At 60.8% G+C, this 21,551-nt stretch carries 25 protein-coding genes; 15 read left to right on the plus strand and 10 right to left on the minus strand.

Annotated elements, in window-relative coordinates; genetic code table 11:
• Positions 1–52: 52 nt before the first annotated feature.
• Positions 53–487, minus strand: coding sequence for an NINE protein (locus FEE99_RS02110; protein ID WP_016772734.1), 435 nt, complete (start codon positions 485–487; stop codon positions 53–55).
• Positions 488–735: 248 nt separating this feature from the next.
• Between FEE99_RS02110 and FEE99_RS02115 the strand changes: the two genes are divergently transcribed.
• Positions 736–1,353 carry a C40 family peptidase gene (locus FEE99_RS02115; RefSeq protein ID WP_041476812.1) on the plus strand — a complete coding sequence of 206 codons (618 nt, stop codon included), beginning with the start codon at positions 736–738 and terminating at the stop codon, positions 1,351–1,353.
• A 95-nt stretch (positions 1,354–1,448) separates the two neighbouring features.
• Here FEE99_RS02115 and FEE99_RS02120 read toward each other — a convergent pair whose 3' ends face one another.
• Positions 1,449–2,483, minus strand: a complete 1,035-nt coding sequence (locus tag FEE99_RS02120; RefSeq protein ID WP_041476813.1) for a type IV pilus twitching motility protein PilT — start codon at positions 2,481–2,483, stop codon at positions 1,449–1,451.
• A 56-nt stretch (positions 2,484–2,539) separates the two neighbouring features.
• Between FEE99_RS02120 and FEE99_RS02125 the strand changes: the two genes are divergently transcribed.
• From FEE99_RS02125 to FEE99_RS02170, 10 genes are all read left to right on the plus strand, one after another.
• Positions 2,540–3,226, plus strand: coding sequence for a YggS family pyridoxal phosphate-dependent enzyme (locus FEE99_RS02125; protein WP_041476814.1), 687 nt, complete (start codon positions 2,540–2,542; stop codon positions 3,224–3,226).
• A 23-nt stretch (positions 3,227–3,249) separates the two neighbouring features.
• Entirely contained in the window at positions 3,250–4,068 is an 819-nt protein-coding gene (proC, locus tag FEE99_RS02130) for a pyrroline-5-carboxylate reductase (protein ID WP_041476815.1), read from the plus strand.
• Between the two features lie 11 nt (positions 4,069–4,079).
• Entirely contained in the window at positions 4,080–4,670 is a 591-nt protein-coding gene (locus FEE99_RS02135; RefSeq protein WP_016772729.1) for a YggT family protein, read from the plus strand.
• Between the two features lie 205 nt (positions 4,671–4,875).
• Positions 4,876–6,015, plus strand: a complete 1,140-nt coding sequence (gene metX / locus FEE99_RS02140) for a homoserine O-succinyltransferase MetX (RefSeq protein WP_041476816.1) — start codon at positions 4,876–4,878, stop codon at positions 6,013–6,015.
• A gap of 7 nt (positions 6,016–6,022) precedes the next feature.
• Complete coding sequence (metW, locus tag FEE99_RS02145; protein ID WP_024014659.1) at positions 6,023–6,643, plus strand: methionine biosynthesis protein MetW; 621 nt, start codon at positions 6,023–6,025, stop codon at positions 6,641–6,643.
• A 26-nt stretch (positions 6,644–6,669) separates the two neighbouring features.
• A complete protein-coding gene (locus tag FEE99_RS02150) occupies positions 6,670–7,104 on the plus strand; it encodes a DUF4426 domain-containing protein (protein WP_041476817.1) in 435 nt (144 codons plus the stop codon).
• Positions 7,101–7,697: an RdgB/HAM1 family non-canonical purine NTP pyrophosphatase gene (gene rdgB / locus FEE99_RS02155; protein WP_024014661.1), complete on the plus strand. Its 597-nt coding sequence runs from the start codon at positions 7,101–7,103 to the stop codon at positions 7,695–7,697. Before FEE99_RS02150 ends, rdgB begins: the two co-directional genes overlap by 4 nt.
• Complete coding sequence (gene hemW, locus FEE99_RS02160; protein WP_041476818.1) at positions 7,694–8,899, plus strand: radical SAM family heme chaperone HemW; 1,206 nt, start codon at positions 7,694–7,696, stop codon at positions 8,897–8,899. Before rdgB ends, hemW begins: the two co-directional genes overlap by 4 nt.
• A gap of 22 nt (positions 8,900–8,921) precedes the next feature.
• Complete coding sequence (locus FEE99_RS02165; protein ID WP_008083808.1) at positions 8,922–9,245, plus strand: DUF3392 domain-containing protein; 324 nt, start codon at positions 8,922–8,924, stop codon at positions 9,243–9,245.
• A gap of 139 nt (positions 9,246–9,384) precedes the next feature.
• A complete protein-coding gene (locus FEE99_RS02170; protein ID WP_041476819.1) occupies positions 9,385–9,933 on the plus strand; it encodes an RNA 2'-phosphotransferase in 549 nt (182 codons plus the stop codon).
• Between the two features lie 129 nt (positions 9,934–10,062).
• On the opposite strand, the gene trmB is transcribed toward FEE99_RS02170, so the two are convergent.
• The 4 genes from trmB to FEE99_RS02190 all read right to left on the minus strand — a co-directional run bounded on the left by trmB (position 10,063) and on the right by FEE99_RS02190 (position 12,306).
• Positions 10,063–10,788 carry a tRNA (guanosine(46)-N7)-methyltransferase TrmB gene (trmB, locus tag FEE99_RS02175; RefSeq protein WP_024014663.1) on the minus strand — a complete coding sequence of 242 codons (726 nt, stop codon included), beginning with the start codon at positions 10,786–10,788 and terminating at the stop codon, positions 10,063–10,065.
• Between the two features lie 9 nt (positions 10,789–10,797).
• On the minus strand, positions 10,798–11,592 hold the full coding sequence (locus FEE99_RS02180) for a thiazole synthase (protein ID WP_041476820.1): 795 nt from the start codon (positions 11,590–11,592) through the stop codon (positions 10,798–10,800).
• A 61-nt stretch (positions 11,593–11,653) separates the two neighbouring features.
• Positions 11,654–11,854, minus strand: a complete 201-nt coding sequence (gene thiS / locus FEE99_RS02185) for a sulfur carrier protein ThiS (RefSeq protein WP_052392133.1) — start codon at positions 11,852–11,854, stop codon at positions 11,654–11,656.
• 71 nt (positions 11,855–11,925) lie between these two features.
• A complete protein-coding gene (locus FEE99_RS02190) occupies positions 11,926–12,306 on the minus strand; it encodes a DUF423 domain-containing protein (protein ID WP_041476821.1) in 381 nt (126 codons plus the stop codon).
• Between the two features lie 74 nt (positions 12,307–12,380).
• On the opposite strand from FEE99_RS02190, the gene mtgA reads away from it, so the two are divergent.
• Positions 12,381–13,103 (plus strand): monofunctional biosynthetic peptidoglycan transglycosylase, encoded by a 723-nt coding sequence (gene mtgA / locus FEE99_RS02195; RefSeq protein WP_041476822.1) that lies wholly within the window; start codon positions 12,381–12,383, stop codon positions 13,101–13,103.
• Positions 13,104–13,282: 179 nt separating this feature from the next.
• Here the strand turns inward: mtgA and rpoH are convergent, their stop codons facing one another.
• The 4 genes from rpoH to ftsY all read right to left on the minus strand — a co-directional run bounded on the left by rpoH (position 13,283) and on the right by ftsY (position 17,430).
• The gene (gene rpoH, locus FEE99_RS02200) at positions 13,283–14,137 is read right to left on the minus strand and encodes an RNA polymerase sigma factor RpoH (RefSeq protein ID WP_016772717.1); all 855 of its coding nucleotides are present in this window, start codon (positions 14,135–14,137) and stop codon (positions 13,283–13,285) included.
• A gap of 115 nt (positions 14,138–14,252) precedes the next feature.
• Complete coding sequence (gene ftsX / locus FEE99_RS02205) at positions 14,253–15,278, minus strand: permease-like cell division protein FtsX (RefSeq protein ID WP_016772716.1); 1,026 nt, start codon at positions 15,276–15,278, stop codon at positions 14,253–14,255.
• Complete coding sequence (gene ftsE / locus FEE99_RS02210) at positions 15,275–15,946, minus strand: cell division ATP-binding protein FtsE (protein ID WP_016772715.1); 672 nt, start codon at positions 15,944–15,946, stop codon at positions 15,275–15,277. Before ftsE ends, ftsX begins: the two co-directional genes overlap by 4 nt.
• Positions 15,943–17,430 (minus strand): signal recognition particle-docking protein FtsY, encoded by a 1,488-nt coding sequence (gene ftsY / locus FEE99_RS02215; protein WP_041476823.1) that lies wholly within the window; start codon positions 17,428–17,430, stop codon positions 15,943–15,945. The genes ftsE and ftsY overlap by 4 nt, the downstream gene beginning before the upstream one ends.
• A 608-nt stretch (positions 17,431–18,038) precedes the next feature.
• Here ftsY and FEE99_RS02220 point away from each other — a divergent pair.
• The 3 genes from FEE99_RS02220 to rsmD are packed head-to-tail and all read left to right on the plus strand — an operon-like array spanning position 18,039 to position 21,479.
• The gene (locus tag FEE99_RS02220) at positions 18,039–19,394 is read left to right on the plus strand and encodes a M16 family metallopeptidase (RefSeq protein ID WP_041476824.1); all 1,356 of its coding nucleotides are present in this window, start codon (positions 18,039–18,041) and stop codon (positions 19,392–19,394) included.
• The gene (locus FEE99_RS02225) at positions 19,387–20,877 is read left to right on the plus strand and encodes a M16 family metallopeptidase (RefSeq protein WP_041476825.1); all 1,491 of its coding nucleotides are present in this window, start codon (positions 19,387–19,389) and stop codon (positions 20,875–20,877) included. The genes FEE99_RS02220 and FEE99_RS02225 overlap by 8 nt, the downstream gene beginning before the upstream one ends.
• On the plus strand, positions 20,877–21,479 hold the full coding sequence (gene rsmD / locus FEE99_RS02230; RefSeq protein ID WP_041476826.1) for a 16S rRNA (guanine(966)-N(2))-methyltransferase RsmD: 603 nt from the start codon (positions 20,877–20,879) through the stop codon (positions 21,477–21,479). The genes FEE99_RS02225 and rsmD overlap by 1 nt, the downstream gene beginning before the upstream one ends.
• Positions 21,480–21,551: the final 72 nt, after the last annotated feature.

Below are 21,551 nucleotides of genomic sequence, written 5' to 3' on the forward strand. Positions count from 1 at the left end.
CATTTCCCTGTAGGAGCTGCCGCAGGCTGCGATCTTTTGATCTGGCAAAAACTTACTGGAAGGCGCCGCGATTCTGCGCGTTGCGCACCGACACCTGATCGTTCAGCGTCCAGAAGTCATACAGCACGCCAATAAAGAACAACCCGCCGGTCAGCAGATACAGCAAGCCGCTGATCCATTTGCCCTGGTACATGCGGTGTACGCCGAACACACCGAGAAAGGTCAGCAGGATCCACGCGACGTTGTACTCGATCGGCCCGGCAGCAAAGCGCAGATCCGCTTCGCGATCCATCGCCGGGATCAGGAACAGGTCGATCAGCCAGCCAATCCCCAGCAAACCGAAGGTGAAGAACCAGATCGTCCCGGTCACCGGTTTGCCGTAATAAAAGCGGTGCGCGCCAGTGAATCCGAAAATCCACAGCAGGTAGCCGATGACTTTGCTGTGAGTGTCTTTTTCTTTCACGCGGGGGAGCTGATAGCTGTTCATTAAGACCTCATTGCACTCGATAGATAAATATTCTTCATTTCTTTGTGACTTTTTTACAGGTGGCCGACGTATGGCAAATGTTACCGTTGCTAGCGCGAAACCCTTGTAGAACCTGACTTCTGTCGGACAATTGCGTACTTTTTGAGCGTTTTTGGTTCCGTAGCCAGCCGAATGAATCGATGAACGGCCTCGGAACGGCAAAAAAAGCTGTTATAAAGTTGCGCGCTATCACTTATGAGCCACGCCTAATGCGACCATTTTTCAAGACATGGCTGACTATTTGCCTATTAATGCCACTGGCCGCCCACGCCACCAATCGTGAGCAACGTCTTCCCAACGTCAACGGCTTCACCCCTAAATCCCATGCTTCGGCTCCCTCGAGCAAAAGCAGCAAGAGCAAGACCACCACGCTGAGCAGCAAGAGCCGCAGCAAGCTGGTGCCACCGATGGCGAGCAAGGAAAGCAGCAATGTGCTGAGCCGTGCGGTAAACGTCCTCGGTACACCTTATCGTTGGGGCGGCAGCAGCCCAAGTAAAGGCTTCGATTGCAGCGGTCTGGTGAAATACGCGTTCAACGACGCTACTTTCGACCTGCCACGCACCTCCAACGCCATGGCCAGCGGTCACGGCGAGAAAGTCGAGCGCAAGGATCTGAAGCCGGGCGATCTGATTTTCTTCAACATCAAGAGCCGTCGGGTCAACCACGTTGCCATTTACCTGGGCAACGACCGCTTCATCCACGCCCCGCGCCGTGGCAAAGCGGTGAGCATCGACACGCTGAACAAGCCGTACTGGGAAAAGCATTACGTCGTGGCCAAGCGCGTACTGCCGAAAGACCAACAGCAGATGCGCGTAGTCCAGCGCTAAAAGATCAAAAGATCGCAGCCTTCGGCAGCTCCTACACTGGGATCAGCGTTTCCCTGTAGGAGCTGCCGAAGGCTGCGATCTTTTGCTTTTGGCGGTTAAAAATTATCCGGCGTACGCGCTTTCTCGCGCGCGTGCTCGCGGCTGATCAAGCCCTTGGTCACCAGATCTTTCAGGCACATATCGAGTGTCTGCATCCCCAGCGACCCACCGGTCTGAATCGCTGAATACATCTGCGCCACCTTGTCCTCGCGGATCAGGTTACGGATCGCCGATGTCCCGAGCATGATTTCATGAGCTGCCACCCGCCCGCCGCCGATCTTCTTGATCAACGTCTGCGACACCACCGCCAGCAACGACTCCGACAGCATCGAACGCACCATCGATTTCTCGTCGCCGGGAAACACGTCAACCACGCGATCGATGGTCTTCGCCGCCGAGGTCGTGTGCAGGGTGCCGAACACCAGATGCCCGGTCTCGGCGGCGGTCAGCGCCAGGCGAATGGTTTCCAGATCACGCATTTCGCCGACCAGAATCACGTCCGGGTCTTCACGCAGCGCCGAGCGCAGTGCGGTGGCGAAGCTGCGCGTATCGCGATGGACTTCGCGCTGATTGATCAGGCATTTGCGCGACTCATGGACGAACTCGATGGGGTCCTCAATAGTGAGGATGTGGTGATGGCGATGGGTGTTGAGGTAATCGATCATCGCCGCCAGCGTGGTGGATTTGCCGGAGCCGGTCGGCCCGGTGACCAGCACCAGCCCACGCGGCGCGTCGGTGATCTTGCGAAAAACATCGCCCATGGCGAGGTCTTCCATGCTCAGCACTTTCGACGGAATGGTGCGGAACACGGCGCCGGCGCCACGGTTCTGGTTGAATGCGTTGACCCGAAAGCGCGCCACCCCGGGTACATCGAAGGAAAAATCCGTTTCCAGATTTTTCTCGAATTCGATGCGCTGGGTGTCGTTCATGATGTCGTAGATCAGCTCGTGCACTTGCTTGTGATCCAGCGCCGGCAGATTGATCCGTCGCACGTCGCCATCGACACGGATCATCGGCGGCAGGCCGGCCGACAGGTGCAGGTCGGAAGCGCCCTGTTTGGCGCTGAAGGCCAGCAATTCAGTGATATCCATAGCGTCCCTCAATTCCAGTAGAATGCCGCGAACCTACAGACCGCCGGCGCCTCTTGATGTCCACGATAGCAGACAACATCCTTCAGGTTAGTTCGCGCATCCAGGCAGCGGCGAAAGCTGCGCACCGCGACGAAAACAGCATCCATTTGCTCGCCGTGAGCAAGACCAAACCCGCCCAGGCCCTGCATGAAGCCTATGCCGCCGGCCTGCGAGACTTCGGCGAAAACTACTTGCAGGAAGCCTTGGGCAAACAGCTGGAGCTGGCCGACCTGCCCTTGATCTGGCACTTCATCGGCCCCATTCAATCGAACAAGACTCGCGCGATTGCCGAGCATTTCGACTGGGTGCACTCCGTGGATCGTCTGAAAATTGCCCAACGCCTGTCCGAACAACGCCCGGCCGAACTGCCGCCCCTGAACATCTGCATTCAGGTCAATGTCAGCGGCGAGGCGAGCAAATCCGGTTGCACCCCGGCCGATCTGCCGGCGCTGGCCGAGGCCATCAGCGCCCTGCCCCGGCTGAAATTGCGCGGACTGATGGCGATTCCCGAGCCGACCGAAGAGCGCGCTGAACAGGACGCTGCCTTCGCCGCCGTACAGGCACTGCAGGCGAGCCTCGCTCTGCCGCTCGACACCCTGTCCATGGGCATGAGCCACGACCTCGAGTCGGCCATTGCCCAAGGCGCCACCTGGGTGCGGATCGGTACCGCGCTGTTTGGCGCCAGAGATTATTCCCAGTCTTGAACGTTTCCAGATAAGGACCACACATGAGCAACACACGTATTGCGTTTATCGGTGCGGGCAACATGGCGGCCAGTCTGATTGGCGGCTTGCGCGCCAAAGGTCTGGAAGCGGCGCAGATCCGCGCCAGCGATCCGGGCGAAGACACCCGCGCCAAAGTCAGCGCCGAACACGGCATCGAAACCTTCGCTGACAACGCCCAGGCCATCGACGGCGTCGATGTCATCGTGCTGGCGGTCAAGCCACAGGCGATGAAAGCCGTGTGCGAGGCGATTCGCCCAAGCCTGAAACCGAATCAACTGGTGGTGTCGATCGCCGCCGGCATTACCTGCGCGAGCATGACCGCGTGGCTCGGCGAACAGCCGATCGTGCGCTGCATGCCGAACACCCCGGCGCTACTGCGTCAGGGTGTCAGCGGTTTGTACGCGACCAGCGAAGTAACCGCCGAGCAGCGTCAGCAAGCCGAAGAGCTGCTGTCCGCCGTCGGCATCGCCCTGTGGCTGGAAGAAGAACAGCAACTGGACGCAGTCACCGCAGTGTCCGGCTCCGGCCCGGCGTACTTCTTCCTGTTGATCGAAGCCATGACCGCCGCCGGCGTCAAACTTGGCCTGCCAAAAGAGATCGCTGAGCAACTGACCGTGCAGACCGCTCTGGGCGCCGCGCACATGGCGGTGTCCAGCGATGTCGATGCAGCCGAATTGCGTCGCCGCGTGACCTCGCCAAACGGCACCACGGAAGCTGCGATCAAATCATTCCAGGCTGGCGGCTTCGAAGCGCTGGTTGAAACCGCACTCGGCGCCGCCGCGCACCGCTCGGCCGAAATGGCCGAACAACTGGGCAAATAAAGGAGCCTTACATGATCGGATTGAACACCGCAGCGGTTTACGTGCTGCAAACCCTCGGCAGCCTGTACCTGCTGATCGTGCTGCTGCGCTTCGTCCTGCAACTGGTGCGGGCGAACTTCTACAACCCGCTGTGCCAGTTCGTGGTCAAGGCCACCCAGCCGCTGCTCAAGCCTTTGCGCCGGATCATCCCGAGCCTGTTCGGCCTCGACATGTCGTCGCTGGTGCTGGCGATTCTGGTGCAACTGCTGCTGATGGCGCTGACCCTGCTGCTGACCTACGGCACCACTGGCAATCCGCTGCAACTGGTGATCTGGTCGCTGATCGGCGTCACTGCACTGTTCCTGAAGATCTTCTTCTTCGCTCTGATCATCAGCGTGATTCTGTCGTGGGTCGCACCGGGCAGCCACAATCCGGGCGCTGAGCTGGTCAACCAGATCTGCGAACCGGCGCTGGCACCGTTCCGCCGCTTCCTGCCGAATCTCGGTGGCCTGGATCTGTCGCCGATCTTCGCTTTCCTTGCGCTGAAATTGATCGACATGCTGGTGATCAACAATCTGGCGGCGATGACCATGATGCCGGAGATTTTGCGTTTGCTGATGTAAGCCAGTGCGTTCGGTCTGACTGACCGAGTCGCCTTTTTCGCGAGCAGGCTCGCTCCCACATTGGAATGCATTTCAACTGTGGGAGCGAGCCTGCTCGCGAATGGCTGCACCTTGGTCCGAAGCGAAAACGCCGGACCTGATCGTTGCTTGCCGCTAACCCCCCCGGTCTTTAGACTTACGCCTCATTTCAACGAGAGCAGGGTCGATGCCAACTGCCTTTCCCGCCGATTCTGTTGGTCTGGTAACGCCGCAAACCGCGCATTTCAGCGAACCGCTGACGCTGGCCTGTGGCCGTTCGCTGGCCGCTTATGACCTGATTTATGAAACCTACGGCACGCTGAACGCCCAGGCGAGCAACGCCGTGCTGATCTGCCACGCGCTGTCCGGTCATCATCACGCCGCTGGTTATCACAGCGTCGACGACCGCAAGCCCGGTTGGTGGGACAGCTGCATCGGCCCCGGCAAGCCGATCGACACCAACAAGTTCTACGTGGTCAGCCTGAACAACCTCGGCGGCTGCAACGGCTCCACCGGCCCGAGCAGTATCAACCCGGAGACCGGCAAGCCGTTCGGCGCCGATTTCCCGGTGCTCACCGTGGAAGACTGGGTGCACAGCCAGGCGCGTCTGGCTGACCTGCTCGGCATCGGCCAGTGGGCAGCGGTGATCGGCGGCAGCCTCGGCGGCATGCAGGCCCTGCAATGGACCATCACCTACCCGGATCGCGTGCGGCACTGCCTGGCGATCGCCTCGGCACCGAAACTGTCGGCGCAGAACATCGCCTTCAACGAAGTCGCCCGCCAGGCGATCCTCACCGATCCGGAATTCCACGGCGGCTCGTTCCAGGAAGCCGGCGTGATCCCCAAGCGCGGGCTGATGCTGGCGCGCATGGTCGGCCACATTACCTATCTGTCCGACGACTCCATGGGTGAGAAATTCGGCCGTGGCCTGAAGAGCGAAAAGCTCAACTACGACTTCCACAGTGTCGAGTTCCAGGTCGAAAGCTACCTGCGTTATCAGGGCGAAGAGTTCTCCGGGCGCTTCGATGCCAACACTTATCTGTTGATGACCAAAGCGCTGGACTACTTCGATCCGGCGGCGAACTTCGACGATGATCTGGCGAAAACCTTCGAAAACGCCACGGCCAAGTTCTGCGTGATGTCGTTCACCACCGACTGGCGCTTCTCCCCGGCGCGCTCGCGGGAACTGGTGGATGCGCTGATGGCCGCGCGCAAGGACGTCAGCTATCTGGAAATCGATGCGCCGCAAGGCCACGACGCCTTCCTGATTCCGATCCCGCGTTACTTGCAGGCGTTCGGCAATTACATGAACCGCATTTCGTTGTGAGAAAGCCATGAGAGCTGATCTGGAAATCATCCAGGAATGGATCCCCGCCGGCAGCCGCGTCCTCGACTTGGGTTGCGGTGACGGCGAGCTGCTGACCTGGCTGCGCGACAACAAGAACGTCACCGGTTATGGCCTGGAAAACGACGCCGACAACATCGCCGAGTGCGTGGCCAAGGGCATCAACGTCATTGAGCAGGATCTGGACAAAGGCCTGGGCAACTTCGCCAGCAACAGTTTCGACATCGTCGTCATGACCCAGGCCCTGCAAGCGGTGCATTACCCAGACAAGATCCTCGACGAAATGCTCCGGGTCGGTCGCCAGTGCATCATTACCTTCCCCAACTTCGGCCACTGGCGCTGCCGCTGGTATCTGGCGAGCAAGGGCCGCATGCCAGTCTCGGAATTCCTGCCCTACACCTGGTACAACACGCCGAACATCCACTTCTGCACCTTCGAGGACTTCGAAGAGCTGTGCCGCGAACGTGACGCCAAGGTCATTGATCGGCTTGCCGTGGATCAACAGCACCGCCACGGGTGGGCCAGTAAGCTATGGCCTAATCTGTTAGGTGAAATCGGTATCTACCGCGTCAGCAGTCCGCAGCTGGCGGACCACCGAGTCGCGGTCTGAGCCAGGGCATTTGAAGGAGCACGAACATGAGCCGTCTAGCGTTGCTGTTATTCACCGCCTGCCTGAGCGCCAGCACCATGGCGGCGGACGTCATCAAAGGTGAGCGCAAGGAAACCTTCGGCGACATTACGGTGCACTACAACACCTTCAACTCGACGTTCCTGCAACCGGACATCGCCAAGGCCGCCGAGCTGATCCGCAGCAAGAACCAGGGCGTGATCAACGTCTCGGTGGTCAAGGACGGCAAACCGGTGATCGCCAGCGTCACCGGCACGATCAAGGACCTGACCAGCAACAGCGTGCCGCTGAAATTCCGCCAGGTCACCGAACAGGGCGCGATCTACTACATCGCCCAGTACCCGGTGCCGCAGCAGGAAACCCGCACCTTTGAAATCAAGGTGCAGAACGGCGACAAGATCAACACCATCAACTTCAACCAAGAACTCTTTCCCGGCGAATGATGAACATCAAGCAGCTCGTACTGGCCAGCCATAACGCCGGCAAACTCAAAGAACTTCAGGCCATGCTCGGCGACTCGGTGCAACTGCGCTCGATTGGCGAATGGAGCAAGGTCGAGCCGGAAGAAACCGGCCTGTCGTTCGTCGAGAACGCGATCCTCAAGGCCCGCAATGCCGCGCGCATTTCAGGCCTGCCGGCACTGGCCGACGATTCCGGGCTGGCGGTAGATTTCCTTGGCGGTGCGCCGGGTATCTACTCGGCGCGTTACGCCGACGGCCAGGGCGATGCGGCGAACAACGCCAAACTGCTCGATGCGCTGAAGGACGTACCGCAAGCCGAGCGCGGCGCGCAGTTCGTCTGCGTGCTGGCACTGGTACGCCACGCCGATGATCCGCTGCCGATTCTCTGCGAAGGCCTGTGGCACGGGCGCATCCTCACCGCTGCCAGCGGCGAGCACGGCTTCGGTTATGACCCACTGTTCTGGGTGCCGGAGCGCGACTGCTCCAGCGCCGAACTGAGCCCGGCCGACAAGAACCAGATCAGCCACCGCGCCCGTGCAATGGATCTGCTGCGCCAGCGTCTGGGCTTGAAATGACCACTGATTCTTCCGCGTCGTCGCTGATCATCGGCGGCGCCGCGCCCTCGCCTCGGGCACCGCTGCCAATCCTGCCGCCCCTGGCGCTGTACATCCACATCCCGTGGTGTGTGCGCAAATGCCCGTATTGCGATTTCAACTCGCACACCGCCAGCCCGGTGCTGCCGGAGCAGGAATACGTCGACGCGCTGCTGGCCGATCTCGATCAGGATCTGCATGCGGTGTATGGCCGTGAGCTGACTTCGATTTTCTTCGGTGGCGGGACGCCGAGCCTGTTCAGCGCCGAAGCCCTCGGGCGCTTGTTGAAGGGCGTCGAACAACGCATCCCGTTCGCCGCCGACATCGAAATCACCCTGGAAGCCAACCCGGGCACCTTCGAACAGGAGAAGTTTGTCGCCTATCGCAAGCTGGGGATCAACCGGCTATCGATCGGTATCCAGAGCTTTCAGCAGGAGAAGCTTGAGGCCCTTGGCCGCATCCACAACGGTGACGAAGCCGTGCGCGCGGCAGGCATGGCGCGGCAGGCCGGGTTCGATAACTTCAACTTGGACTTGATGCATGGTTTGCCCGATCAGTCGCTGGACGATGCCCTGAGCGATCTGCGCCAGGCCATCGCGTTGAAGCCGACGCACATTTCCTGGTATCAGCTGACGCTGGAGCCCAATACGGTGTTCTGGAACCAGCCGCCAGTGCTGCCGGAAGACGACACCCTGTGGGACATTCAGGAAGCCGGTCAAGCGCTGCTGGCCGAGCACGGTTACGCGCAATACGAAGTGTCGGCGTATGCCCAGGCCGGTCGACCGGCGCGGCATAACCTCAATTACTGGAGTTTTGGCGATTTCATCGGCATCGGCGCCGGCGCCCATGGCAAGTTGAGTCACCCGGACGGGCGCATCGTGCGCACATGGAAAACCCGCCTGCCGAAGGATTATCTGAACCCGGCGAAAAGCTTTCAGGCCGGCGAGAAATCGCTGAGCAATGACGAGATGCCGTTCGAGTTCCTGATGAACGCCCTGCGACTGACTGCCGGGGTCGAATCGCGCCTGTATCCGGAGCGCACCGGCCTGTCGCTGGACACCCTCGCCGAAGGCCGGCGCGAAGCCGAACAAAGCGGCCTGTTGCAGGTCGAACCGTCACGCCTGGCGGCGACCGAACGCGGCCAACTGTTCCTCAACGATTTGCTGCAACAATTTCTGAACTGACTTCAGCTCAAAGGGAAAACGCATGGATTTGATACTCGACCTGCTGGCCACCGTCTCCCGCTGGAGCCGCAGCAATCTCTCGGAAATCGCTTTGGCGCTGGTCGGTTGCCTGCTGGTGCTGTTTGGCGCTGACTTCAAAGGCTGGGTCGAGCAACGCCTGGGCAGCATCGCCGGCGCCCTGCGCGTGCCCCTGATGGCCCTGCTCTGCCTGATCGGCAGCGGCGCCGCGCTGATCTACGCCACGCCGTGGGTGATCAAAGGCCTGAGCCAGTTCAACAACTACAGCCTGGCGCCGGTGCTGCTGGTGGTACTGGTGCTGATCGGCGTCGTCGCCGACCGCCGCTGACCCCGCAAGCACCCCGAAACGAAATGTGGGAGCGAGCCTGCTCGCGAAGGCGTCATGACATCCAACATCATCGTTGATTGTCAGACCGCTTTCGCGAGCAGGCTCGCTCCCACAGTTGATTGCAATGAAAGGGAAGTTCATGAGTAAAAAACTACTGGATGAGACGAGCAAATTTCTCAGCTTCGTGTTGCGTCACCAGCCTCAAGCGATTGGTCTTACGCTGGATTCGGATGGCTGGGCAAATATAGAAGCACTGATCAGCGGCGCGGCGCGTGATGGCAGGCATTTAAGTCGTGAGCTGATTGAAAACGTCGTGACCAGCAGTGACAAGAAGCGTTTTACGATTTCCGCTGATGGCCACTGTATACGCGCTGTTCAAGGCCACTCGACGAAAAGCGTTGATCTGCAATTCGAGCAGAAACAGCCACCGCAAACGCTCTACCACGGAACAGCGACGCGTTTTCTCGACTCGATCCACGAACAAGGCTTGATTCCAGGACAACGCCATCAGGTGCATCTGTCCGACGAGATCGCCACCGCGTCGGCCGTGGGTCAACGCTACGGAACGCCAGTCGTTCTGAAGGTTGCCGCGAAGCAGATGGAAGAACAGGGCTTCAAGTTCTATCAGGCCGAAAATGGCGTCTGGTTGACAGAGCAGGTGCCCGCTCGATTTCTTGCCCCCCTGTAATCTCCTCATACACAAAACAATTGTGGGAGCGAGCCTGCTCGCGAAGGCGTCTTGACATCCAACATCATCGTTGAACGTCAGACCGCTTTCGCGAGCAGGCTCGCTCCCACAGTTTTTTTTGCGTGATGCTTAAGCGATCTTCTCGAACTTCAGATCCCACACGCCATGGCCAAGTCGTTCGCCACGGCGTTCGAACTTGGTGATCGGGCGCTCGGCCGGGCGCGGGACGCATTTGCCGTCTTCGGCAAGGTTGCGGTAGCCGGGGGCGACGTTCATCACTTCCAGCATGTACTCGGCGTACGGCTCCCAGTCGGTGGCCATGTGCAGAATGCCGCCAACCTTCAACTTGCTGCGCACCAGTTCGGCGAACGAGGCCTGGACGATGCGGCGCTTGTGGTGGCGGCTCTTGTGCCACGGATCCGGGAAAAAGAGCATCAGGCGATCGAGGCTGTTGTCGGCGATGCAGCGATTGAGCACTTCGATCGCGTCACAATCGTAGACCCGCAGGTTGGTCAGCCCTTGGGTCAGCACGCCATTGAGCAGCGCGCCGACACCCGGACGGTGTACTTCAACACCGATGAAATCCTGCTCTGGAGCGGCCGCGGCCATTTCCAGCAGCGAATGGCCCATGCCAAAACCGATTTCCAGCGAGCGCGGCGCCGAGCGGCCGAACACCTGGTCGTAATCGACCGGCGCATCGGCCAGCGGCAGCACGTACAGCGGCGCGCCCTGGTCCAGGCCGCGCTGCTGGCCTTCAGTCATGCGCCCGGCGCGCATCACGAAACTCTTGATGCGGCGGTGTTGGCGCTCGTCGCCTTCGTCCGGCTGGACAGGCGTGTCGTTCGATTCAGTCATCAATGGCTCTTACTTGATCAGACCATCCAGCGGCGAAGAGGCGCTGGCATAGAGTTTTTTCGGCATGCGACCGGCGAGGTACGCCAGGCGACCGGCAACGATGGCGTGCTGCATGGCTTGCGCCATCATGACCGGTTGCTGGGCGTGGGCGATGGCCGAGTTCATCAGTACGGCGTCGCAACCCAGTTCCATGGCGATGGTCGCGTCGGAAGCGGTACCGACACCGGCATCCACCAGCACCGGGATCCTGGCTTCTTCGAGGATGATCTGCAGGTTGTACGGATTGCAGATGCCCAGACCGGAGCCGATCAGACCGGCCAGCGGCATCACGGCGATGCAGCCGATTTCCGCCAACTGGCGAGCGATAATCGGGTCATCGCTGGTGTAGACCATCACGTCGAAGCCTTCCTTGACCAGGGTTTCGGCGGCCTTGAGGGTTTCGATCACGTTGGGGAACAGGGTTTTCTGGTCGGCCAGCACTTCCAGCTTCACCAGATTGTGGCCATCGAGCAGCTCACGCGCCAAGCGGCAGGTGCGCACGGCTTCGATAGCGTCGTAGCAACCGGCGGTGTTCGGCAGGAAGGTGTAGCGATCTGGCGACAGCACTTCGAGCAGGTTCGGCTCGCCTTCGATCTGGCCCAGGTTGGTGCGGCGCACGGCGAAGGTGACGATTTCGGCACCCGAGGCTTCGATGGCCTGGCGGGTTTCTTCCATGTCACGGTACTTGCCGGTACCGACCAGCAAACGCGACTGGTAAGTACGACCGGCCAGCACAAAAGGCTTGTCGCTACGAACGATGCTCATGGGGAATCCTCTTTAAGGGTGAGGGTCTTGCAGAATTCTGTGCCCTTGCGGGCCGGGACAATCAGCCGCCGCCGATGGCGTGGACCACTTCGACGTTGTCGCCGTCGTTCAACGTGGTGTCGGCATGCTGGCTGCGCGGGACGATGTCCAGATTGAGCTCGACCGCCACCCGACGTCCGGTCAGATCCAGACGGGTGATCAGGTCCGCAACGGTTTCACCGTCGGGCAGTTCAAAGGACTCACCGTTCAACTGAATGCGCATGCACAACGCCGCCATCATTTTTAGGGGCTGGCATTCTAGCCCGATCATGACCTAAAGGTCAGTACCAAGCGTCAAGCGGTTAGCTGCAAGCGCCAGGCGGCGAGGCCGAGGCAAACCCAACCGATGAGAAACGCGAGGCCACCAAAAGGGGTAATGATGCCGAGCTTGCTGATGCCGGTGGTGGTCAGCAGATACAGACTGCCGGAGAACAACACAATGCCGACGGTGAAGGACACGCCGGCCCAAGTGACCAGCCGCCCTGGAATCTGCGTGGCCAGCAGCGCAACGCCGAACAGTGCGAGTGTGTGCACCAATTGGTAGGTGACGCCAGTGTGGAAGACCGCCAGGTATTCCGGGGTCAGGCGGTTTTTCAGGCCGTGGGCGGCAAACGCGCCCAGCGCAACACCGGTGAAACCGAAAAAAGCGGCCAGCATCAAAAAGCCACGCAGCATGGGGAACTCCAGTCAGACGCGATCGGCAGGGTCTGTATAATGGCCCGCTCCACGGGTTCGGCCAAGCCATCTCTATGCTGCGTTCAATTTTCCGTCGTCTCACGAAGGCCCTGCTCTGGTTCGCCGGCGGCAGTGTCTTGCTGGTGCTGGTGTTTCGCTTCGTGCCACCGCCGGGCACGGCGTTGATGGTCGAGCGCAAGGTCGAATCCTGGGTCGACGGCGAGCCGATTGACCTGCAGCGCACCTGGAAACCGTGGAACGATATCTCCGATGACCTGAAAGTGGCGGTAATTGCCGGCGAAGACCAGAAATTCCCCGAGCACTGGGGCTTCGATCTGCGCGCGATTCAGGCTGCTCTGGCCCACAACGAACTGGGCGGTTCGATTCGCGGTGCCAGCACCTTGAGCCAACAGGTGTCGAAAAACCTCTTTCTCTGGTCGGGCCGCAGTTATCTGCGCAAAGGCCTGGAAGCGTGGTTTACCGCGCTGATCGAGGTGTTCTGGCCCAAGCAGCGAATTCTCGAGGTGTACCTGAACAGCGTCGAGTGGGATGACGGCGTATTTGGCGCTGAAGCGGCGGCCCGCCACCACTTTGGTGTGAGCGCGAAGTCGTTGTCGCGCCAGCAGGCGAGTTATCTGGCTGCCGTACTGCCCAATCCACGGGTGTGGAGCGCCAGCCATCCGACCGGTTATGTATCGCGCCGGGCTGGGTGGATTCGGCAGCAGATGAGTCAGTTGGGCGGGGACAGTTACTTGCTCGGGCTGAACGATTCGCGGCGGGCGCCTTGGGCTGAATAACACCGAAACTCCAATGTGGGAGCGAGCCTGCTCGCGAAAGCGGTGTGTCAGCTTGCATTGATGGCACTGATAAACCGCTTTCGCGAGCAGGCTCGCTCCCACAGGGATTTGTGTTGAAACAGAAATGAAAACGCCCCGATCATCGCTGATCGGGGCGTTTTTTATTGCGGATTCGCCAGTTAAGCGGCGATCGACAACTTGAGCTTGTTCATCGCGCTCTTTTCGAGCTGACGGATTCGCTCGGCCGACACGTTGTACTTCTGCGCCAGATCGTGCAGCGTGGCTTTCTCTTCCGCCAGCCAGCGCTGGTAGAGGATGTCACGGCTGCGTTCGTCCAGCACTTCCAGTGCTTCGTGCAGGTTGGTGTTCGAGTTGTCGCTCCAGTCGGCATCTTCCAGTTGACGCGCCGGGTCGTACCGGTGGTCTTCCAGGTAGTTGGCCGGAGACTGGAAAGCACTGTCGTCGTCGGCTTCGGCAGCCGGGTCGAAGGCCATGTCGTGACCGGTCAGACGACTTTCCATCTCGCGCACTTCACGTGGTTCGACGCCAAGGCTTTCCGCCACACGGTGGACTTCCTCGTTATTCAGCCACGCCAGGCGCTTCTTCTGGCTGCGCAGGTTGAAGAACAGCTTGCGCTGGGCCTTGGTGGTCGCGACTTTCACAATGCGCCAGTTGCGCAGGATGAACTCGTGAATTTCCGCCTTGATCCAGTGCACGGCGAACGACACCAGACGCACACCCATTTCCGGGTTGAAACGCTTGACGGCCTTCATCAGGCCAACGTTACCTTCCTGGATCAGGTCAGCCTGAGCCAGACCGTAGCCGGAATAGCTACGGGCAATGTGTACGACAAAACGCAGGTGGGCGAGCACCATCTGCCGAGCCGCCCCCAAATCCTGCTCATAGTAGAGACTCTCGGCCAGTTCACGCTCCTGCTCCGGCGTCAGCAATGGAATGCTGTTGACGGTGTGCACGTAGGCTTCCAGGTTCGCACCCGGAACCAACGCATACGCAGGTTGCAAAGAATTGGTCATACGAAAAAACCTCCCACTCACATACTCGTGCCTCTCGGCACTGCGAAAAATTGACCGGGAACTCAGTTACAAGTTCCCATAAAAACCGCAAGGTCAATCACGCGCAAAAAAGATTCTACTTCGGCGCCAGCTCCCTGAGATGACGTGCGACTGCAATCCATGCACCGATATAACCCAACAGCACCGCGCCAAGCAAGAGCGACAGACCGTCGGCCACTGGCACACCGGCCAGGGCGAAATCACTGCCGTACAAGCCGGCCAGTCCGACCACCGCATCGTTCAGCCAGTTGAGGCCGAACGCCAATACGCCCCAGGACAACAGCCCTGCACCGAAGCCATACAACGCGCCCATATAAAGGAAAGGGCGGCGCACATAACTGTCAGTGCCGCCGACGAGTTTAATCACTTCTATCTCGGTGCGGCGGTTTTCAATATGAAGACGAATGGTATTGCCTATCACCAAAAGTAATGCAGACACCAACAACACCGTCAGACCGAAGACAAAGCGGTCGCCAAGCTTGAGGATGGCGGCCAGACGCTCGACCCAGACTAGATCAAGTTGCGCCTGTTGTACCTTCGGCAGCTCGGAAAGTTTTTGTCTTAATGCTTCGAGTGTCGGCTTGTCGACTTCGTTCGGTGTCACCAGCACCACACCCGGCAACGGGTTGTCAGGCAGCTCACGCAGGGCTTCGCCCAGGCCGGATTGCTGCTGGAACTCTTCCAGCGCCTGATCGCGGCCGACATATTCGGCATCGGCCACGCCGGGCATGCCTTTGATCTGCTCACGCAGCGCTTCACCCTGCTCCGGGCTGGCGTCGAGTTGCAGGTACAGGGAAATCTGCGCCGCGCGCTGCCAGGAACCGCCAAGACGCTCAACATTGTTGAGCAACAGCGACAGCCCCATCGGCAGACTCAACGCCACGGCCATCACCATGCAGGTGAAGAAGCTGCCGATCGGCTGTTTGCCGAGACGGCGCAGACTGTCGAGCAGGCTGGCGCGATGGCTTTCGATCCAGGCGCGAAACAGCGTGGCGAAGTCCGGGCCGTCGTCATCGTCGTGCTTTTTCTTTTTCTGCGGTTGCGGATCGGCGGCCTTCGGGGCCACGCGCTCGGAAACCTTCGGACTGCGTGTCGCACTCATACCCCGGCCTCCCCGTCGCCGATCAGGCGGCCGCGTTGCAGGGTCAGCATGCGATGACGCATGCGCGCGATCAGTGCCAGGTCGTGACTGGCGATCAGTACGCTGGTGCCCAAACGGTTGATGTCTTCGAACACGCCCATGATTTCGGCGGCCAGACGCGGGTCGAGGTTACCGGTCGGTTCGTCCGCCAGCAGCAAGGCCGGGCGATGGACGATGGCGCGGGCAATGCCGACGCGCTGTTGCTGACCGGTGGACAGATCGCCCGGGTACAGATCGGATTTGTCCGACAGCGCCACGCGTTCCAGCGCCGAATCGACGCGCTTGGCGATCTCGACCTTGGACAGGCCGAGAATCTGCAGCGGCAAGGCGACGTTGTTGAACACCGTGCGATCGAACAGCAACTGGTGATTCTGGAACACCACGCCGATCTGTCGGCGAAGGAACGGAATCTGCGCGTTGCTGATGGTGCTCAGGTCTTGCCCGGCAAGCAGCAGCTTGCCGCTGGTCGGCCGTTCCATTGCAAGTAGAAGGCGCAACAGCGTGGATTTACCGGCACCGGAGTGGCCGGTGACAAACAAGAACTCGCCACGACGGACTCGAAAGCTCAGCTCATGCAGGCCGACGTGACCGTTCGGGTAGCGTTTACCGACCTGTTCGAAACGAATCATGAACGCTCCCGCTCGGCAAACAGTGCCTGGACAAAGGGTTCGGCTTCAAAGGTACGCAAATCGTCGATGCCCTCACCGACGCCGATGTAGCGGATCGGCAGGCCGAACTGCTTGGCCAGGGCGAAAATCACCCCGCCCTTGGCGGTGCCGTCGAGCTTGGTCAGCGCCAGGCCGGTCAGTTCGACGGTCTGGTTGAACTGCTTGGCCTGGTTGATCGCGTTCTGGCCAGTGCCGGCGTCGAGCACCAACAGCACTTCATGCGGCGCGTCGGCATCGAGCTTGCCGATCACCCGGCGAACCTTTTTCAGCTCTTCCATCAGGTTGTCTTTGGTGTGCAGGCGACCGGCGGTGTCAGCGATCAGCACATCGATGCCACGGGCCTTGGCCGCTTGCACGGCGTCGAAGATCACCGAAGCGGAATCGGCGCCGGTGTGCTGAGCGATCACCGGAATCTTGTTGCGCTCGCCCCAGACCTGCAATTGCTCTACCGCCGCAGCACGGAAGGTGTCACCAGCGGCGAGCATGACTTTCTTGCCTTCCAGTTGCAGCTTCTTCGCCAGTTTGCCGATGGTGGTGGTTTTGCCGGCGCCGTTGACGCCGACCACCAGAATCACGAACGGCTTGTTCTGCGAGGCGATTTTCAGCGGTTGTTCGACCGGTTTGAGCATTGCGGCCAGTTCGGCCTGCAGGGATTTGTACAGGGCGTCGGCGTCTGCCAGTTCCTTGCGTGCAACCTTCTGGGTCAGGCGCTGGATGATCTGCGTGGTGGCTTCAACGCCGACGTCGGCGGTGAGCAGACGGGTTTCGAGGTCGTCGAGCAGGTCATCGTCGATGGTCTTGCGCCCGAGGAACAGGCTGGCCATGCCCTCGCCGATGCTGGCGCTGGTCTTCGACAGGCCTTGCTTGAGGCGGGCGAAGAAACCGGCTTTGGTTTCTTCGGTGCGCGGGGTTTCGACTGGCGCTTCTACAGGGACTTCGACCGGCACGACCGGAGCGACCGGAGCGACAACCGGCGCAGCGGCAATCGGCGCAGGCTCCGACGGCGGGACAACCGGGGCGGCGGGTTCAGAAATGACCGGCGCAGGCTCGACAACCGGTTCAGGCACAGGCTGCGCAGGCACCTCGGCAACCGGCGCAGGAATCACTGGCGTCACATGTGGCGCCGCTTCTTCAACCAGGGCCACCGGCTCTTCTGCCACCGGCAAGGTCAGCCAAGGCTCGGCGGCGGGCGTCAGCGGCAGTTCGGGAGCGGCGGGCGCTTCCGGCTCGGCTTCAGCCTCCGGTTGCAGCACCGGCTCGGCGATCGGCAGCACAATCGGCGCCGGCTCTTCTTCTATTACAGGTGCAGGCGCGGGGGCCGGCTCAGGAATCGCGGGCGGCTGTTCGACGACGGGTTCCTGCGGTTTCTTCCGCAGCCATCCGAACAGGCTTTTCTTCTCGCCAGCCGCAGCTGGGCTCTTCTTGTCGTCGTTGGAACCAAACATGGAGGACGGCTATCTCACGGTAGCGACGCGCCAACAGGGCGCCCCGGCAAATAAATATTCGATGCAGAACAGACTGTGTTTCACCCAGCTTGTTCACGCGCAACATTTTGTCGAGGCACCGAAGGCACCTCAAGGATCGTATTAACGTTGATCTAAACCGGCAAAGATCGGCGAAAACGCGGAGTTTAGTGGGGAAAACACAGCTTTTCGCCGCAAACCTATACAGCCTTATCAAACCCTGAAGCCTGATAGGCGTGGCCGCCAGTAAAACGGATCAGTATCCTAGGGCGTGTCATTGATCATTACCAGTACCGCGTGGCCGCCTGAAAACGGGCCAGACAAGGCGCAGGCCGCAGGGAATGTGCTTTCCTTGCCAAGGACTGCAACGCAGTATGGCCCGTTTTCAGGCGCCACCCGGAGGGCCGGGCCTGATAGTGTGCAGGGCTGCGTTGCTCGGAGTTTATTTGGAACAACCAAACCACACTCCTCGCGCCTTGCCCTGCACACTATCAGGCGCCGGCGCGGTACTGGTAATGATCAATGACACGCCCTACCTCTCGCCCGCCGACGCTAAGACCAAGCGGGCAGCCCAACAGGTTGAAAAACGAATGAATGCTCTAGCCCGCCGCGCTGCTGGCCTGCTGCTCAGCGCAGTCTGCCTGCCCCTTTCGGCCCTGGCGGCCGACCCGCAACCGACCCATGAATTCACCCTCGACAACGGCCTCAAGGTCGTCGTGCGCGAAGACCATCGTGCGCCGGTGGTCGTTTCGCAGATCTGGTACAAGGTCGGCTCCAGCTACGAAACTCCGGGGCAGACCGGTCTGTCCCACGCGCTTGAGCACATGATGTTCAAGGGCAGCGAAAAAGTCGGCCCCGGCGAAGCCTCGCTGATCCTGCGCGACCTCGGCGCCGAAGAGAACGCGTTCACCAGCGACGACTTCACCGCTTACTATCAGGTGCTGGCCCGCGATCGTCTCGGCGTGGCGTTTGAGCTGGAAGCAGACCGCATGGCCAATCTGCGCCTGCCGGCCGACGAGTTCGCCAAGGAAATCGAAGTCATCAAGGAAGAGCGTCGCCTGCGCACCGATGACAAGCCGATGTCCAAGGCGTATGAGCGCTACAAGGCCATGGCCTACCCGGCCAGCGGTTACCACACGCCGACCATCGGCTGGATGGCTGACCTGGACCGCATGAAAGTCGAGGAACTGCGTCACTGGTACCAATCCTGGTACGCGCCGAACAACGCTACGCTGGTGGTGGTCGGTGACGTCACTCCAGACGAAGTGAAAACCCTCGCCCAGCGCTACTTCGGCCCGGTCGCCAAACGCGATGTGCCACCGGCGAAAAAACCGCTGGAACTGGCCGAGCCCGGCGAACGTCAGATCACCCTGCGCGTGCAGACCCAACTGCCGAGCCTGATGCTTGGCTTCAACGTGCCGAGCATTGCTACCGCTGAAGACAAACGCTCGGTCAACGCCCTGCGCCTGATCTCCGCGCTGCTCGACGGCGGCTACAGCGGACGCATCCCGACCCAACTGGAACGTGGCGAAGAGCTGGTCTCCGGCGGCTCGTCGGACTATGACGCCTACACCCGTGGCGACAGCCTGTTCACCCTGTCGGCCACGCCAAATACGCAGAAGAAAAAGACCATCGCCCAGGCCGAAGCCGGCTTGTGGAAACTGCTTGAGCAACTGAAAACCACCGCGCCGTCTGCCGAAGAGCTGGAACGCGTCCGCGCTCAAGTCATCGCCGGCCTGGTCTATGAGCGCGATTCGATCACCAGCCAGGCCACCGCGATCGGTCAACTGGAAACGGTCGGTCTGTCGTGGAAGCTGATGGACACCGAACTGGCCGATCTGGAAAGCGTGACCCCGCAAGACATCCAGAACGCCGCGAAAAAGTATTTCACCCGCGAACGTCTCAGCGTCGCCCACGTCCTGCCTTTGGAGACGACTCATGAGTGAGCGCAAAACCCCACGCCTGATGCTGCTTGGCCTGATTGCTGTCGCGGTGATCGGCTCGGCGGCCGTGTATCTGTCGCCCGGCGCTGACAGCCACGCCAGCGAAGCCCTGGATAACGCCAAAACCAGCCAGAAACTGCAATCGCTGGCCGAACTCGACGGCAAGGCCCCGGCCAGCCGCAAGCTCGACGTGCAGACCTGGAACACCGCTGAAGGCGCCAAAGTGCTGTTCGTCGAAGCGCATGAGCTGCCGATGTTCGACATGCGTCTGATCTTCGCCGCTGGCAGCAGCCAGGACGGCAACGCGCCCGGCCTCGCGGTGCTGACCAACGCCATGCTCAACGAAGGCATCGCCGGCAAAGACGTCGGCGCTATCGCCCAGGGTTTTGAAGGCCTTGGGGCCGACTTCGGCAACGGTGCGTTCAAGGACATGGCGCTGGCCTCGCTGCGCAGCCTGAGCGCACCTGAGCAGCGTGAACCGGCGTTGAAGCTGTTCGCCGATGTGGTCGGCAAACCGACCTTCCCCGCCGATTCCTTCGCGCGCATCAAGAACCAACTGCTCGCCGGTTTCGAATACCAGAAACAGAACCCCGGCAAACTCGCCAGCCTGGAGCTGATGAAGCGTCTGTATGGCGATCACCCGTACGCGCATTCCAGCGATGGCAATGCCCAAAGCGTGCCGAAGATCACCGTCGCGCAATTGCGCGAGTTCCATGCCAAGGCCTACGCCGCCGGCAATGCGGTGATTGCGCTGGTTGGTGATTTGTCGCGAGCCGAAGCCGAGGCGATTGCCAATCAGGTTTCCTCGGCCCTGCCGAAAGGTCCGGCGCTGGCGAAGATCGCTGCGCCGCAGGAGCCGAAGGCCAGTGTCAACCACATCGAGTTTCCGTCGAAACAGACCAACCTGATGCTCGCGCAACTGGGCATTGATCGCGATGATCCGGATTACGCCGCGCTGTCGCTGGGCAATCAGATCCTCGGCGGCGGTGGTTTCGGTACGCGCCTGATGAGCGAAGTGCGCGAGAAGCGCGGCCTGACCTACGGCGTGTATTCGGCGTTCAGCCCGATGCAGGCCCGTGGCCCGTTCATGATTAACCTGCAGACCCGCGCCGAGATGAGCGAAGGAACCCTGAAGCTGGTGCAGGACGTGCTCGCCGACTACCTGAAAACCGGGCCGACACAGAAAGAACTCGACGATGCCAAGCGCGAACTGGCCGGCAGCTTCCCGCTGTCCACCGCGAGCAACGCCGACATCGTTGGCCAACTGGGCGCCATGGGCTTCTACAATCTGCCGCTGAGCTATCTCGACGATTTCATGCGGCAGTCGCAGAGCCTGACCGTGGAGCAGGTCCGTGATGCGCTGAACAAACACCTGAGCACGGAGAAAATGGTCATCGTCACCGCTGGCCCGACCGTGCCGCAAAAGCCGTTACCGGCCCCATCTGATAAACCTGCCGAGCAACCGCTCGGGGTTCCGGAGCATTAATGGCCACTCGAGCACCGAAAAAACCCGTGCAAAACGTGCACAACGGCGTCAATCAGCTGCGCATCATTGGCGGCCAGTGGCGCAGCCGCAAGCTGAGCTTCCCCGACGCACCGGGCCTGCGCCCGACCCCGGATCGCGTGCGTGAAACCCTGTTCAACTGGCTCGCGCCCTATGTCGAAGGGGCGAAAGTGCTCGACCCGTTCGCCGGCAGCGGCGCGCTGTTTCTCGAAGCGCTGTCCCGAGGCGCGGCCACGGCCCAGGCGCTGGACGCCAGCAACGTTGCGGTTTCCAGTCTGAAGGAACACCTCGGCACCTTGCGTTGCAGCAACGGCCAAGTACAAACCGCCGACGCGCTGCGCTACCTGGAAACCCAGGCCGCGACGCCGTTCGATCTGGTGTTCCTCGACCCGCCGTTCAACCAGAACCTGTTGCCAGCGGTTTGTACTTTGCTGGAAGAGCGCCAATGGCTGGCGGCCGATTCGTGGATCTACACGGAAAGCGAAACAGCGCCATCGACGCTGGGCCTGCCGGGCAACTGGCGCCTGCACCGCGAACAGAAATCCGGTCGTGTGTATTACGCGTTGTGGCAGCGCAGCGCCTGAACCATCCGCTCTGCGCTCTAGCGTGCGGTAGATAGTTACCGCACCCAGTGCCTCGCAGTCCGCCACAGTGGT

The organism is Pseudomonas sp. ef1 (genome assembly GCF_007293365.2).
GTDB classification, from domain to species: domain Bacteria; phylum Pseudomonadota; class Gammaproteobacteria; order Pseudomonadales; family Pseudomonadaceae; genus Aquipseudomonas; species Aquipseudomonas siliginis.